The following is a 14,489-nucleotide window of genomic DNA, read 5'->3' as shown; positions in this document are numbered from 1 at the left end:
GCGCTTCCGGATCTGGTTACGCTAGAAAGCACGCATGGCCAGCTACACCGCCACCATCACCGCCGGGCCCGAGGACATCGACGAACTCGGCCATGTCAACAATGCCGTCTGGGTGAAGTGGATCCAGGACGTCGCGGTGGCGCATTGGTATGCCGTCGCCGCACCGGAACATAGCGACGCCTATATGTGGGTCGTGACCCGGCACGAGATCGACTATCGCGGCAACGTGACCGTTGGCGAGACGGTGGTTGCGGAAACCTGGGTTCCCGAGGCCCCGCGCGGTGCGCGGTTCGACCGGCACATGAAGTTTACCGGCGCGGATGGAAAGGTGCGGGTGGAAGCCAAGACCACCTGGGCGATCATCGAACGGGCGAGCGGCAGGCTGATCCGCGTGCCGGCCGAAGTGGCGGCGCCCTTCCTGGCCGATTAGCCGTTATCCGGGCTTTCGCCCAACTCCAGGATCACCGCCCATTCGTCGTCGCGCACCGGCGTCACCGAGAGGCGCGACTGGCGAAGCACCTCGAGCCTGGCGAGGCGTGGTTCGGCCTTGAGCATGGCGAGCGTCACCGGTTTGGCGAGCTTGCGCACCGGTTTCACCGCGACGCTGGCCCATTTGCCGTCGTCTCCGTCGGGCTGCCAGGCGCGGGTGATCTCCATGATCCCGACTGCGGCCTTTTCGGTGTTCGAATGGTAGAAGATCGCCTGGTCGCCCGGCTGCATCTCCTTGAGGAAATTGCGTGCGGTGTAGTTGCGCACGCCGTTCCACTCGGTGGCGCCCTCCTTGATCAGGTCATCCCAGCCATAGACATCGGGTTCGGAGCGGAGGAGCCAGTAGTGCATGCGGGGTCCTTAACCAGCTAAACCGCGGCTTAACAGCCGATTCCGAACCAGTTCAGGCGCCGAGCGTTATCTCCATAACCTCAGCGTCGCGACTCGTCCCTCCTCGGGCAGCCGGGCGCCAGCAGTTGAGGAGGATATGATGTTCAAGTTTACGCAGAGGGTCGTGCTCGGCTTCGCAATGGGCGCCGCGGCGCTCACCGCCTTCGCCCCGTCGGCCGAGGCGCAGCGCTATCGCGGCGGCTATTATGGCGACCGCCATTATCGCGGCCATGACGATACCGGCACTGCGATCGTCGCGGGTATCGCCGGCCTGGCCATTGGCGCCGCGATCGCCAGCAACAACGACCGCCGCTATGATCGGCGCTACGACTATGATCGCCGCTATTACCGCGATCACGGCTATTACCCGACGGACGGCTATTACTATCGCAACGACTACCGCTCCTATCGCGGCTATTGCGAGACCCGCCGCGTCTGGGATCCGTATCTCGATCGGCCGGTGCGCGTCCGTTACTGCCGATAACACTTTTGGGGGGCTGGCCTCGCCGGTCCCCCTCGTTACGCTGGGGGCATGGGCACCGATTCGCATTTTCAGCCGCAGCTGACCGCCGATCCTTCCGATCCGTACAAGCGGGAGGCCCAGACCTTTCCGGAACTCAATGACGACATGGCCGGGCGCGTCGCCGCATTCGGCAGCGTCGAGGAACTGCCCGAGGGCGGTCCGCTGTTCGATCGGGGCGACCGCAGCGTCGACTTCTTCCTCATCCTCGAAGGTGCGGTCGAGGTGCTCGACATCGACGCCAAGGGGCATGAGCGCATCGTCCATGTCCATGGCGCCCGCCAGTTCACCGGCGAGCTCGACCTGTTCAACGACCGCAAGATCCTGGTCTCCGCGAGAGCGAAGCCCGGCACCCGCGTCGCCCGGGTCGGGCGGCTCGAGTTCCGCCGGCTGATCTCCGCCGAGCCCGATATCGGCGAAGTGGTGATGCGCGCGTTCATCCTGCGCCGGGTGGGGATGATGCTCCACGGCGAGGCGGGCATCGCGCTGATCGGGCCGGCCCATGCCGCCGCCACTGCGCGCATCGAGAGCTTCCTGCGCCGCAACGGCCTGCCGCACCGTCAGATCGACACTGAGACCGACGCCGATGCCGGCGGCTTCCTCGAATGCTTCCGGCTCACCTCCGAGGACCTGCCGGTCGTGGTTGTCCGCGGCCAGACGCTGCGCCGGCCGAGCAACGGCCAGGTCGCCGATGCGCTGGGCCTGACCGTCGAGCTCGATCCGGATCATGTCCATGACGTCGCGGTGGTCGGCGGTGGGCCGGCGGGGCTGGCCTCGGCCGTGTACGCCGCCTCCGAAGGCCTCGACACGATCGTCATCGAATCGATCGCGCCGGGCGGGCAGGCGGGGACCAGTTCCAAGATCGAGAATTATCTCGGCTTCCCGACCGGTATCTCGGGCCAGGCGCTGGCGGGGCGCGCCCAGGTACAGGCACAGAAATTCGGGGCGCGGCTGCTGATTTCGCGCGGCGCGGTTGGGCTCGACTGCTCGGGCGTGCCGTTCACCGTCCGGCTCGACGACGGCACCGAGATCAAGTCGCGCGCCGTGGTCGTCGCCACCGGTGCCCGCTACCGCAAGCTCGACCTGCCGCGCTATGCCGAGCTGGAGGGCAACGGCATCTACTACGCCGCGACGAACATGGAGGCCGGGCTCTGCGCCGGGCAGGAAGTGGTGGTCGTCGGCGGGGGCAATTCGGCGGGGCAGGCGGCGATCTACCTCGCCCGCAGCGCCGGGCACGTCCATATCCTGGTGCGCGGCAAGGGGCTGGCCGACACCATGTCGCGCTACCTGATCGAGCGGATCGAGGCGTCGGACCGGATCACGCTGCATCCCTTCACCGAAGTGACCGAGCTGGAGGGCGAGCGGCACCTGGAGGGGCTGCGCTGGACCGACCGCAGGACCGGCGAGACCAGCCGACGCTCGGCGGGCGCGCTGTTCGTGATGATCGGCGCGGTACCTTCGACCGACTGGCTCGATGGCTGCCTGGAGCTCGACACCACCGGCTTCGTCAAGACCGGCAGCGGCGAGACCTTCTTCTGCTCGTCCAAGCCGGGTATCTTCGCGGTCGGCGATGTCCGCTCGGGCTCGGTCAAGCGGGTCGCCTCCGGGGTGGGCGAAGGATCGGTGGTGGTCTCCTCGATCCACCGCTACCTTGAAAGCCTGCGCCAATAGCGGCAAAGGGCTGCGCCATGAGTGACACGCCCCCGGACCGCCTGTCGGTCAACCAGAGCAGCCCCTATTTCCAGCGCGAACTGCTGGAGCGCGGCATCGGCATCCGCTTCAAGGGCGTCGAGCGTCGCGACGTCGAGGAATATTGCATTTCCGAAGGCTGGATCCGCGCCGCGCTCGGCAACAAGGTCGACCGCAAGGGCAATCCGCTGACCATCAAGCTGAACGGCCCGGTCGAGGCCTGGTTCGAGCGTCCGGCAGCCGGCGGCGAGGCGGAAGAGACCAGCGAGGGCTGACGTTCAACCGACCGGTTGAGCGATTCGTTGAATCCCTTGAATCTCCCACGCGTGCGCGGGGGCACGGCTTCGTGCGCCCGGGATGGGGTTCGACGCTGAGAAAGAGCCTGTCGACGGTGACAGGCGAAATCCTACATTTCCAGTCCCTTCCCATTAATCGTCATCCCCGCGAAGGCGGGGATCCAGAGCCCAAAAGCGACATCGCCTGCGACCCTGGATCCCCGCCTTCGCGGGGATGACGGTTGAGAAGTCGGGCTTATCCCGCGAACACCGCCCTTGCCGCGTCCTCGAAGGCCTTGAGGGCGGCCATGTGGGGGAAGGGGCCGTGGCTGATGCGGGCCACGCCGGTTTCCGCGACCGCCTTTGCCTCGGGCGCGCCGGGGAAGGCCATGAAGTTCACCGGCAGCGGCACTGCCTTCGCCACCCGCTCGAGCAGCGCGAGATCGGCCAGGCCCGGCACGAAGAAGCCGCTGGCCCCGGCATCGGCATAGGCCTTGCCGCGCTCGATCGCCTGATCGGCCATCGTCGCGTCATGCGTGTCGCCGCTGGCGATCAGGAAGATGTCGGTGCGGGCGTTGAGGAAGAAGTCCGGGCCGACGGTCCAGCGGATCGCGGCGATGCGGGCGGACTGGTCCTCGATCGTGTGCATGACGCGTGCCGCGGTGCCGTGGCTGGCGACGACCTGGTCCTCGAAATTGCAACCGATCGCGCCGGTGGCGGCGAGCTTCTCGACATTGGCGGCGACCGCGTCGGGATCGACCGCATAGCCGCCCTCGAAATCGACGCTGACCGGCAGTGCCACCGCGCCTACGGTGCGCCGCGCGTTCGCCAGCGCGAGTTCGAGCGGCAGCGACTCGGCATCGTCGAAACCGTGCGCGGTGGAGACCGATGCGCTGCCGGTGGCGATCGCCTTCGCTCCGGCGCGCTCGGCGGCGCGGGCGCTGCCCGCGTCCCAGACGTTGAACAGGATGACCGGATCGCCGGGAACGTGCAGCGCGGCGAAGCTCTGATACTTGGACATACGGGAACCCCTCTCGTTCACGGATTGTTCTAGAAGGGTAAGTTCATCGGGGCAAGGGGGCCGTAGCGTCGCTTTGCCATGCTGCTGACAAATGCCGCCAGTTTCACCCGCGAAAACGGCGATCCATTTCTTGGGTTATCTATCCGCGTCCGAAGCGCTCGCGGACGGCTTGGGAGACGGGTTCCGGCGCTCGCGGTGATGCCGGGGTGGTTTGGGAGCGGCTTGGGCGCGCCATTTTCAATCCTCCCCCCACCAGCTTCGCTGGTCCCCCTCCCCCTGGCGGGGGAGGATTGAAGGAAGCCTAGTGCAGCCGCGCGCCTGCCGAAGCGAGACGCGCGGTGCGGGCCGGCATCGCGTCGGTGACCTGGAACTGCGCGGCGCTGTCGGCCAGCACTTCGACTTCGTCGCTGAGCTTGCGCGCAGTGGCGGAGGTCTCCTCGACCATCGCGGCGTTCTGGCGGGTGGTGGCGTCCATCGTGCTCACCGCGCTGCTGATCTGGCCGATCGCGGCCGCCTGGGTCTGGTTGTCCTCGGCCATGGCGCCGAGCAGTTCATGGACCTGGGCGACATGCTCGGAGATGCTGCCCAGCGCGCCATCGACCTTGCCGACCGCGCCGACCGCGTTCTGGATGTCCACCTGGGTGACGGTGAGCTGCTCGCGGGCCCGCTGGGCTTCCTCCTCGGCGCGCATGGCGAGCGCGGAGACCAGGTCGGCGACCACCGCGAAGCCGCGGCCTGCCTCGCCGGCCCGGCCGGCCTCGACCGCGGCGTTCATCGCGAGCACCCGGGTCTGGAAGGCGATCTTGTCGAGGCCCTCGATGACGTCGTCGATGCCCTTGGCGCTGTCCGACACGCGGCCCATCGCGCTGACCACTTCGTCCGCGACGCCGCGGCTCTCGCGCACGGTGAGGATCGCCTCGTCGGCGCGGGCGACGACGCCATCGGCGCTGATCGCGATCGCCTTCAATCGATGATCCATCTGGCCGATCGCCTCGCTGGTCTGCTCGAGGCTGTGGGCGGTGCTCTCGGTGCGGCGGGCCAGGTCCTCGGAGGCGGCGGCGATCTCGCTCGAGGCGAGGCGGATCGCCTCGGTGCCCATGCCGACCGAGCCGATCAGCTTGCTGAGGCTCTCCACCGCCTGGGTGAAATCGGCCTCGAGCGCGGCATAGGCAGCGGGCAGGCGGCCGGCGATGCCGCCGCGCAGATCCCCCTTGGCGAGCGCGGCGAGGTTGGTGCTGACCGTCTCGATGACGGCGGTGAGCTCGGCCTCGTGCCGGGCACGCTCGCGGGCGGTCTGCGCTTCGATCTCGGCACGCTGGCGGGTCTGGACGTTGAGCGCGTCGATCAGCCCGGCGAGGCGGGCCGAGAGAAAGACGAGCGCGCCGGTCTCGGCGATCAGGATCACCGCATGGAGCAGGATGCGGCCAAGGCCGCCGCCGTTCAGGAACACCCAGCTCGGTACCAGCATGCCCAGGCCGAGATGGTGGAGCGCGACCACGCCGGCGCCTGCGACCAGCGCGCGCCAGTCGCACAGCATTGCCGTGGTAGCGAGCGAGGCGAAGAACAGCATGTGCAGGTCGACCTGCCAGGGCTGGCCCTGGAACACGAACAGCATCACCGCGGGCTGGGCGACCATCGTCATCGTCACGGCCATGCGTGCGGTCGCGTCGGTCCGGCCGTTCAGCGCCAGCCAGATCGGCCAGGCGGGCAGCGCCAGGGCAAGGAAGAGGGCGACGGATTCGTTGCGCACTTCGGTGAAGAAGGTGCCGGCGACGGTGGCGAGCGCCATCACGCCCATCAGTGCGGCGAGCAGCTTCATGCCGGTGCGGCGCATCGCATCGAGGGACAATTCGGTCATTGCTGGGGTTCCATCCGGAATTCGCCGCAGATCTGCGGCGAAATGCTGACGAGGATCATGCCCTGGCGCAGCGCGGCAGGGAGCAGGCGCGCGCGGTCACCATCGACGAAGCGCGAGCGAGGAAGCGGTCCGACGCCGCCCAGGGTTGCGCCGGCGGCGAGGCCGACATCCTCGACCGTGGCAGCGCTGGCCGGGAGGATCGGGACGAGCAGCATCGTGCCGCGTACCGGCGGGGCGAGGACGAGCAGGCCTGGGGCGAGCAGCAGCGCTATCTGCCAGACCATCGCGATCGACAGGCGCGGGCGCAGCTTGCTGGGCGCGGAAAGGGCCGGGGGCGGGTGCACCCCTTATTATAGAAAGGGTTGCGGGCCGACGGAGCTGCGCCTGGGGACTATACGGAGGAGCGTCACACCCCTCTCCCCGGCCCTCTCCCCGCGAGCGGGGAGAGGGAGAAGAGCTTAGTGCACGAAGCGGGCGACCACGTCGCGGTAGCTGCGGCTCACCTTCACCTGGGCGCCCGAATCGAGCACCAGGAAGCATTCGCCATTGGTGTGCGGCTTGACCTGGCGGACCAGGTCGAGATTCACGATGGTCGAACGGTGGACGCGCTGGAAGCGGCGCGGATCGAGGCGCTTCTCGAGGTCCTTCATCGTCTCGCGCAGGATCAGCGTGTTGTCGCCGGTATAGATGCACATGTAATCGCCCGCGGCGTCGATCCGCTCGATCGTATCGACGTCGACGCGGAAGATCTGGCCGCGATCCTTGATGTTGATCAGCTTCTCGAAGCGGCTGGATGCCATTTCGCCATCGGTGGCGGAGGCGGCCATCTCGTCGGCCGTGTCGGGCGCGACTTCGGCGAGCACTTCCTTCAGCTTCTCGACTTCCTCGACGCCGCGCTTCTCGCTCAGGCGCTGGCGCACCCGCTCGATCGTGTCGGCGAGCCGGGCGGGTTCGACCGGCTTCATGAGGTAATCCACCGCCTGCGCCTCGAAGGCGCGGATCGCGTGATCGCTGTACGCGGTCACGAACACGAACAGCGGCGGCTCGACTTCCATCAGGCCCTGGACGACGGAGAAACCGTCGAAGCCGGGCATCTGGATGTCGAGGAAAACAAGGTCGGGTTTATGGGTCTTGATCGAACGGATGGCCTCGCGCCCGTTCGAGCATTTGTCGATGATCTCGACATCTTCATGTTCCTGGAGCCTCAGTTCGAGCCCCTGAATTGCCAGGGATTCGTCGTCTACCAGGATGGTCCGAATGGTCATGCGGCCTCTCGATTAGGTTCCTCGATCTGGAACGGTATCTCGATCTCAACGCTGAACCCCTTCCCTGGGTCCGAACGCGTCTCAAATCGATGGTCAGGCCCATAAGCCTGGGCCAACCGCTCCTTGATATTGGCGAGCCCCACGCCGGTTGAAAGGGTCGGCCGCTGCTTGACTTCGATCAATCCCGGACCCGTATCGGATACGGCGATCTGCACTCGTTCTCCGGCGAGCCGAGCGGAGACGGTGATATCGGCGCCCTCTTCCTGGGGCGTGACGGCATATTTGATCGCGTTTTCGACGAGCGGCTGGAGCAGCAGCGACGGCAGCCGCGCCTTGGTGACGCGCTCGTCGATCTCGAAATGGGTGCGCAGCCGCTCGTCGAAGCGCATCTTCTCGATCTCGAGATAGAGCTTGAGCGTCTCCGCCTCCTGCTGGAGCGTGACGTGCGCGGTCGGCTCGTTGGCCAGCGTGTATCGCAGGAACGAACTGAGGCGGGAGAGCATGATGTTCGCCCGCTCGGTCTGCTTGAGCAGCACCAAAGTCGAGATCGAGTTGAGCGTGTTGAACAGGAAATGCGGGTTGAGCTGGTAGCGCAGCATCGCCAGCTGCGCCTGGCTCGCCTGGATCTCCAGCGCCTGCATCTGGTCGATCTGGTCCTCGACGACGAGGTAGAAATTCACCGCGAAATAGAGCGCCGACCAGCCGGCGAGCACGGTGAAGTTGATGAACACCGTGCCGGTGACCAGCGACAGGGTGATCCCCGGCGTGCCGCGGACGAAGGAATAGGTGAAGGCGTCGAGCATCGCATAGATGGTGGTGGCGATGCCGAGCGTGGCGAGCGTCAGCAGGATCGACGAGAAGCGCGGCAGCTTGCGATAGGTGCGATAGAGCGCCGAGAGCAGCAGCGTCAGGCAATAGCCGATGATCGTCTCGACGATGCCGGCGATCGCGCTCTGGATCGGCTGCGAGTTCGACACCACCGAGACCGTGCGCAGGAGCAGATAGCCGGTCCAGCCGCCGGCCTGCAGCATCCAGAAGGCGCGGTTCTTGTCCTCGAAGAACGGGCGCGACAGCGCGGCCGGCGGCTTCGACGGCTGCGCGAGGAAGGGAGATCTGGGATCCAGGGTAGCCACGCCTTGCCTCTAACACCGCTGACAGGCCGGGGCAAAGAGGGGTAGGCTCGCGGCGCCGGCGGCAGACCGGTGGCGGAAATGGAGAGCGAGATGGAAACCGGCGGCGAGCGGGCGAAATTCCATGCGATGGCCGATGGCACGGCCGAGGACTGGGCGATCATCGGCGGGGCGTTCCGCGGCTTTGCGGGCGGGCTGCCCGATCGGGTGCTGACCCACCTCAGGCTGCTCGACGGCGATTTCGGCGGCTTCGCGATCGACCGGCTCCAGCATTCGCTGCAGACCGCCACACGGGCGCACCGCGACGGGCGGGGCGAGGACTATGTGGTGATGGCGCTGCTCCACGACATCGGAGACACGCTGGGCAGCTACAACCATCCCGAGATCGCCGCGGCGATCCTGCGACCCTTCGTCAGCGAGGAGCTGCACTGGATCGCCGACAAGCACGGCGCCTTCCAGGGCTATTATTTCTTCCACCATCTCGGGATGGACCGCGACATCCGCGAGAATTTTCGCGGGCATGCGCATTTCGAGGCCTGTGCGGAATTCTGCGAGCAGTACGACCAGGCGGCGTTCGACCCGGCCTATGAGAGCGCGCCGCTCGACTTCTTCGAGCCGATGGTCCGCCGGGTGTTCGCGCGGCCGATCAACAGCATCTACGCCAAGGTGTAGTTCGTTGATGCTGCGCTGAGCTTCGGCACCAGCCCGCTCCAAACGAAAACCGCCGCCCTGGTTGCCCAGGGCGGCGGCTTCGTCTTGCCTTGTCGGCGTTGGGCTTAGAAGCCCACCACCAGCGTACCGATGACGGTGCGCGGATAGCCGATCTGGGTGTTCAGCGCCGAGCCGTAGCCGGTGATCGCACCCTGGGCATTGTAGGTCGGGCCCTGGTTCAGCGAGCCGTTGCCGCTGTTCATCGAGCCAACCCAATACTCGTTGAACAGGTTGCGGACGTTGACCTGGAAATAGGTCTTCTTGTTGAGACCCGCCCAGGTGAGGTCGACGCGGGCGTTGAGGTCCACCAGCGTGTAGGACGGGGTCTTGGCCGGGAAGATCTCCCAGGTCTGCACCGCACCATTGACGGTCAGCGCCTGACGGGCCGGCTCGTTGGTGTCGTACAGGTAGCGCGGACCGGTGCGCTTCACGTCGATGCCGAACGACACCGGCGCGAGGTCGACCGTGGCGCCGCCGCCGAACATGTAGACCGGTGCGTTCGACTCACGCTTGCCCTTGGTGGGGGCGTAGACGATCGTGCCGATCGGGCCGAGCGGGCCAGCGGCGGTGGTGCGGAACGCCTCGACGTTGTTCTGGATCTCCGAGTGGAGGTACGAACCGAAGGCATAGACGCTCAGCTCACGGATGGGCTGATAGGTCACGCTGCCGTCGAAGCCGTACTTCTTCACGGTGCCGAGGTTACGATACACCGACTTGTCCAGCTCGGGATCGTAGGACGAAGCCAGACGGTTCTTGTAGTTGGTGTACCAGCCGCCGAGCTGCGCCTGCAGCGTCGACGAACGATAGCGCAGACCGAGGTCGAAATTGTCGGTCGTTTCCGGCTTCGGCGTGGCACGCTCCGAAGTCGCCGGGAAGTAGAACGAGTTGTACAGGTTGTCCGTACCCGGGACCTGGATGCCCTGCGAGTAGTTGCCGAAGACATCGACCTGCGGGGTCAGCGACCAGGTATAGCCGACGTTCGGGAGCAGCTTCTTGTAGTTCAGGATGCGCTGCTGCGCGCCCTGGGTCGGGAAGGTGCAGACGCCGGCGACGCAGGTCGCGCCCGCGGCAGCCGCTGCGCTCGGCACCACGGTCTGGGTACCGTTGGCTGCGAGCCAGGCCGCACCAGCCGCCGTGTCGTCACCGTAGCACTCGACGAAGCCGGCCGCGCTCGAGGTGGCGCAGTAGTTGGTCAGGTTGCGACGGAAGAACTTCGCGGCCAAGCCGGCATTGATCTTCAGGGTGCCGTCGAAGAACTCGCCGCGATACTCGACCGCGCCCTGCTGCAGGATCGCGAAGGACAGGCGGTCACGCTTTTCGAGCGCGCGGCCGTTCACGTCGAGGATCGGGCTGTTCACCGGGAAGACGTCGTACGGCTTGCCGTTCAGCTGGAGGAAGCCGGTCTCACCGGTCTGACGGTGACGTGCACGGTCATAGGTGTAGGCGACGCGGATCGTCTGGTCCGGCGACAGGTCGTAGCGCAGCGACGCGGTGACGCTGATGCGGTGCGTCTGGGTCTGGCTCGGCGCGAGCACGCGGACGGTGTCGAGCAGATCGCCGTCACCGTTCAGGTCGCGGCCGAAATAGGGCGTGCCGCCCCAATAGCCCGACTGGCAGCTCACGGTCGCGCTGTTGGCGGTGGTGTTGCAGTTCGCGTTGCCGCCCGACGGGTTGACGTCACGACGTGCTTCCTGCGCGACGACGGTGCCGCCGCCATTGGCCTTCACATACTGGTACGACGGATCGACCGTGAGGACGAGGCCGTCCGACAGGGTGAAGCGCGACGAGCCACGGATGTTGCCGGTGTTCGACGGGTTGAAGCGCTCGTCGAAGACCGAGCCGCAGCTGTTCGCCGTGTCGGCGATGCCGGCGCGGGCCACCGTGTTGATGGTGCAGGACGGGACGTTGTAGAACGCTTCGTCGCGGCTCAGCGGGAAGCGGTCGCTCGAGTTCGGGCCGACGTTGCGCGGGGTGGTGGAGACCACCTGGTTCGGCGCGGTGCCGGTGACCGAGCGCTGCACGGTGTCCCAACGCAGCGGAACCGAGCCCTGGAAGTTGTTGCGGTTCTCGTTCCAGTTGCCGGCGACCGACAGGAAGTCGCCATTGTCGCCCAGCGGCTGATAGATGCGGGCGTTGTACTGGTCCTTGTTGACCCGCGCGTTGCGGTTCCAAGGCTGGTAGTTCTCGGCGTGGCTGGCCGCGAAGAAGGCGCGGGTGCCGAACGAGGTGAACTCGCCGGTGTCGACCATGCCGAAGGTACGGAAGAAGCCGAACTGACCGACCGAGCCGACCAGCTTGACGCCGAAGTCCTTGCCCGGGAGGCGGGTGCGGTAGTTGACGGTCGAACCGGTCGCGGCGGCGGTCGGCGAGTCGACATCGGTGGTGCCGAGGTTGACGTTGACCTGCTCGATCAGCTCCGGATCCATCTGCTGGTTCGAGTAGATCGCATAGTTACCCGAGTCGTTCAGCGGAACGCCGTCAAAGGTCTGCGAGATACGCGAAGCGTCGAAGCCGCGGATGTTCATCGAGCCGCCCGACGAACCGAACGCGTCGTTGTTCTGGAAGCTGACGCCCGGCAGCTGGTTGATCAGGTCGTTGACCGTGGCGCCCGGCGCCTGACGCTGGATGAATTCCTGGGTGAGAACACCCTTGGCCTTCGAGGTGTCCGGAACGATGATGCCGCCAACGCCATTGTCGGCGCGTGAGCCGGTCACGACGATTTCGGTTTCGCCCTCGAAGTCCTGCGTGCCGGTCGACTGCGCGAACGCCGCCCCCGGAACCATCAGCGCGGCAAAAGCCACGCCCGCAAAAAGCTTGGTGCGCATTAGAGGTGTTTCCCTTTCGGTGTGTGCTTGTCGTCTGCACTGACGCGGTGTGGTTCACCGTCGTCGCCGCCCATGCGATTAATTTATGTCGGTCCTGTGACAGTCAATCCGAGTCCTGCGGGGGCAGGCTGTTAATCCACGATTCAGGATTGTTGCGTTGCAAAAAAGTCACTCAGTGTTTCCGACGATTTGCAGCCAATCGCTCTCCGTAATTACGCGAATTCCGAGATCCGCGGCCTTTTTGAGCTTCGACCCGGCGCCGGGGCCTGCAATGACCAGATCGGTCTTCGCGGACACCGATCCCGCGACTCGGGCGCCCAGCGACTCGGCCTGCGCCTTGGCCTCGTCGCGACTCACCGCCTCCAGCGTGCCGGTGAAAACCAGCGTCTTTCCCGAGACTTCGGATTCGCGGGTCTCGACGATGAACGGTGGCGGTGCGACTTCGCCCAGCAGATCGTCCCACACCGCGCGATTGTGCGGCTCGTGGAAGAAATCGGCCAGCGCCTGGCCGACCGCGCCGCCGACATTCTCGACGCCGATATGCTCGGCGATGGCCTTGTCGAGCCGCGCGCGGTGCTTCGCCTCGGTCTCGCCGATCTGTGGCGGGGTTGCATCACGCATCGCGATGACCTGGTCGGCAAGCGCCTGGAGCGCCGGCAAGGTCGCATAGCGTTTCAGCAGGTCTCGCGCGGTGATCGCGCCGATATGGCGGATGCCGAGGCCGAAGAGCAGGCGGGCGGCATCGGGCTGGCGCTTGGCCTCGATCGCCGCGAGCAGCGCCTCGACCGACTTTTCCTGCCAGCCTTCGCGGCCGAGCAGTTCCTCGCGGTGCGCGGCGAGGCGGAAGATGTCCGCCGGCTCGGCGATCCAGCCGAGATCGAGGAATTCGGCCAGGGTCTTCTCGCCCAGCCCCTCGATATCGAGCGCACCGCGGCTGACGAAATGCTTGAGCCGTTCGAGCCGCTGGGCCGGGCAGATCAGCCCGCCGGTGCAGCGGATATCGACTTCGCCTTCCTCCGCGACCGCCTCGGACTGGCAGATCGGGCAATGCGTCGGGAAGTCCCAGGGATCGCGGGTCTCGTCGCGGGTCAGGTTCTCGACGATCTGCGGGATCACGTCGCCGGCGCGCTGGAGGACGACGCGGTCGCCGGGGCGGACGCCGAGGCGCGCGATCTCGTCGGCATTATGCAGCGTCGCGTTGGTGACGACGACGCCGCCGACCGTCACGGGTTCCAGCCGGGCGACGGGCGTCAGCTTGCCGGTGCGGCCGACCTGGATGTCGATCGCGCGCAGCGTGGTCTGGGCGCGCTCGGCGGGGAATTTGTGCGCCATGCCCCAGCGCGGGAAGCGGCCGACGAAACCGAGCCGGGTCTGCCAGTCGAGCCGGTCCACCTTGTAGACGACGCCGTCGATGTCGAAAGGCAGGTCGGCACGGGCCGTCTCGATCTTCTTGTACTGCGCCAGCGCCGCGTCGAGATCGACCGGGCCGACGAACAGGTCGGAGACCGGGAAGCCCATCGCCTGGATCGCGCGGATAACGTCCACCTGGGTCTCGCCCGGCAGCGCGGTGACCTCGCCCCAGCCCCAGGCCCAGAAGCGCAAGGGGCGCGACGCGGTGACCGCGGCGTCCTTCTGGCGCAGCGAGCCGGCGGCGGCGTTGCGCGGATTGGCGAACTGGCGGGCTTCCTTGCCGCTCTCCTCGGCCTCGGCGAGCAGCCGGGCATTGAGGGCGGCGAAATCGTCCTTCGCCATATAGACTTCGCCCCGCACCTCGAAGACCTCCGGCGCGCCGGTGATCTCCTCGGGAATGTCCCTGATCGTGCGGACATTGGCGGTCACGTCCTCGCCGATCTGGCCGTCGCCGCGGGTGAGCGCCTGGACCAGCCGGCCGTTCACATAGCGCAGCGAGCAGGACAGGCCGTCGATCTTGGGCTCGGCGGTGAGCGCGACCGGCTCGGCATCGCCGAGTGCCAGGAAGCGGCGGACGCGGCCGAGAAAGTCGCTCACGTCCTCGTCGCTGAACGCATTGTCGAGGCTGAACATCGGCCGGGCATGGGCGACCTTGGCGAGCCGGCCCGAAGGCGCCGAGCCGACCAGCTTCGAAGGGGAATCGGCGCGGACGAGGTCGGGGAAGGCCGCCTCGATCGCGGTGTTGCGCCGCATCAGCGCGTCATAGTCCGCGTCGCTGATCTCGGGCGCGTCCTCGGCGTGATAGAGGCGGTTGTGATGGGCGATCTCGGCGGCGAGCTTCTCGAGCTCGGCTGCGGCCTGTTCCGGAGTCTGGGGGAGCGGATCCATGGCGCCGGGGTTAGGCTG

General features: G+C 66.7%; 13 protein-coding genes. 5 read left to right on the top strand and 8 right to left on the bottom strand.

Annotated elements, in window-relative coordinates; genetic code table 11:
- Positions 1–34: 34 nt before the first annotated feature.
- On the top strand, positions 35–430 hold the full coding sequence (locus GGR46_RS22095; protein WP_184000242.1) for an acyl-CoA thioesterase: 396 nt from the start codon (positions 35–37) through the stop codon (positions 428–430).
- Here the strand turns inward: GGR46_RS22095 and GGR46_RS22090 are convergent.
- Positions 427–840: an EVE domain-containing protein gene (locus tag GGR46_RS22090; protein WP_184000241.1), complete on the bottom strand. Its 414-nt coding sequence runs from the start codon at positions 838–840 to the stop codon at positions 427–429. The two genes, GGR46_RS22095 and GGR46_RS22090, sit on opposite strands and share 4 nt — an antisense overlap.
- Positions 841–979: 139 nt before the next feature.
- On the opposite strand from GGR46_RS22090, the gene GGR46_RS22085 reads away from it, so the two are divergent.
- From GGR46_RS22085 to GGR46_RS22075, 3 genes are read left to right on the top strand one after another with little or no spacing between them, the layout of a single operon-like run.
- On the top strand, positions 980–1,363 hold the full coding sequence (locus GGR46_RS22085) for a hypothetical protein (RefSeq protein ID WP_184000240.1): 384 nt from the start codon (positions 980–982) through the stop codon (positions 1,361–1,363).
- A 48-nt stretch (positions 1,364–1,411) separates the two neighbouring features.
- Positions 1,412–3,070, top strand: coding sequence for an FAD-dependent oxidoreductase (locus GGR46_RS22080; RefSeq protein WP_184000239.1), 1,659 nt, complete (start codon positions 1,412–1,414; stop codon positions 3,068–3,070).
- 17 nt (positions 3,071–3,087) lie between these two features.
- Complete coding sequence (locus GGR46_RS22075; protein WP_184000238.1) at positions 3,088–3,363, top strand: DUF3297 family protein; 276 nt, start codon at positions 3,088–3,090, stop codon at positions 3,361–3,363.
- Between the two features lie 256 nt (positions 3,364–3,619).
- Here the strand turns inward: GGR46_RS22075 and GGR46_RS22070 are convergent, their stop codons facing one another.
- From GGR46_RS22070 to GGR46_RS22050, 5 genes are all read right to left on the bottom strand, one after another.
- Positions 3,620–4,384, bottom strand: a complete 765-nt coding sequence (locus GGR46_RS22070; protein ID WP_184000237.1) for an isocitrate lyase/PEP mutase family protein — start codon at positions 4,382–4,384, stop codon at positions 3,620–3,622.
- Between the two features lie 301 nt (positions 4,385–4,685).
- Positions 4,686–6,242, bottom strand: coding sequence for a methyl-accepting chemotaxis protein (locus tag GGR46_RS22065; protein ID WP_184000236.1), 1,557 nt, complete (start codon positions 6,240–6,242; stop codon positions 4,686–4,688).
- On the bottom strand, positions 6,239–6,586 hold the full coding sequence (locus GGR46_RS22060; RefSeq protein WP_184000235.1) for a hypothetical protein: 348 nt from the start codon (positions 6,584–6,586) through the stop codon (positions 6,239–6,241). The genes GGR46_RS22065 and GGR46_RS22060 overlap by 4 nt, the downstream gene beginning before the upstream one ends.
- Positions 6,587–6,700: 114 nt before the next feature.
- Positions 6,701–7,507, bottom strand: a complete 807-nt coding sequence (locus tag GGR46_RS22055) for a LytR/AlgR family response regulator transcription factor (protein WP_184000234.1) — start codon at positions 7,505–7,507, stop codon at positions 6,701–6,703.
- The gene (locus tag GGR46_RS22050) at positions 7,504–8,538 is read right to left on the bottom strand and encodes a sensor histidine kinase (protein WP_184000411.1); all 1,035 of its coding nucleotides are present in this window, start codon (positions 8,536–8,538) and stop codon (positions 7,504–7,506) included. Before GGR46_RS22050 ends, GGR46_RS22055 begins: the two co-directional genes overlap by 4 nt.
- 192 nt (positions 8,539–8,730) lie before the next feature.
- Between GGR46_RS22050 and GGR46_RS22045 the strand changes: the two genes are divergently transcribed.
- A complete protein-coding gene (locus GGR46_RS22045) occupies positions 8,731–9,309 on the top strand; it encodes an HD domain-containing protein (protein WP_184000233.1) in 579 nt (192 codons plus the stop codon).
- A gap of 104 nt (positions 9,310–9,413) precedes the next feature.
- Here the strand turns inward: GGR46_RS22045 and GGR46_RS22040 are convergent, their stop codons facing one another.
- Together GGR46_RS22040 and ligA are read right to left on the bottom strand one after the other, a co-directional pair.
- Positions 9,414–12,173 carry a TonB-dependent receptor gene (locus GGR46_RS22040; protein ID WP_184000232.1) on the bottom strand — a complete coding sequence of 920 codons (2,760 nt, stop codon included), beginning with the start codon at positions 12,171–12,173 and terminating at the stop codon, positions 9,414–9,416.
- Positions 12,174–12,341: 168 nt separating this feature from the next.
- On the bottom strand, positions 12,342–14,471 hold the full coding sequence (gene ligA / locus GGR46_RS22035) for an NAD-dependent DNA ligase LigA (protein WP_184000231.1): 2,130 nt from the start codon (positions 14,469–14,471) through the stop codon (positions 12,342–12,344).
- Between the last annotated feature and the right edge of the window lie 18 nt (positions 14,472–14,489).

The organism is Sphingomonas kyeonggiensis (genome assembly GCF_014196745.1).
In the GTDB taxonomy this organism is placed as follows: Bacteria; Pseudomonadota; Alphaproteobacteria; order Sphingomonadales; family Sphingomonadaceae; genus Sphingomonas; species Sphingomonas kyeonggiensis.
The sequence above is the reverse complement of the archived record's forward strand: the minus strand, read 5'-3'. Positions and strand labels throughout refer to the sequence as shown.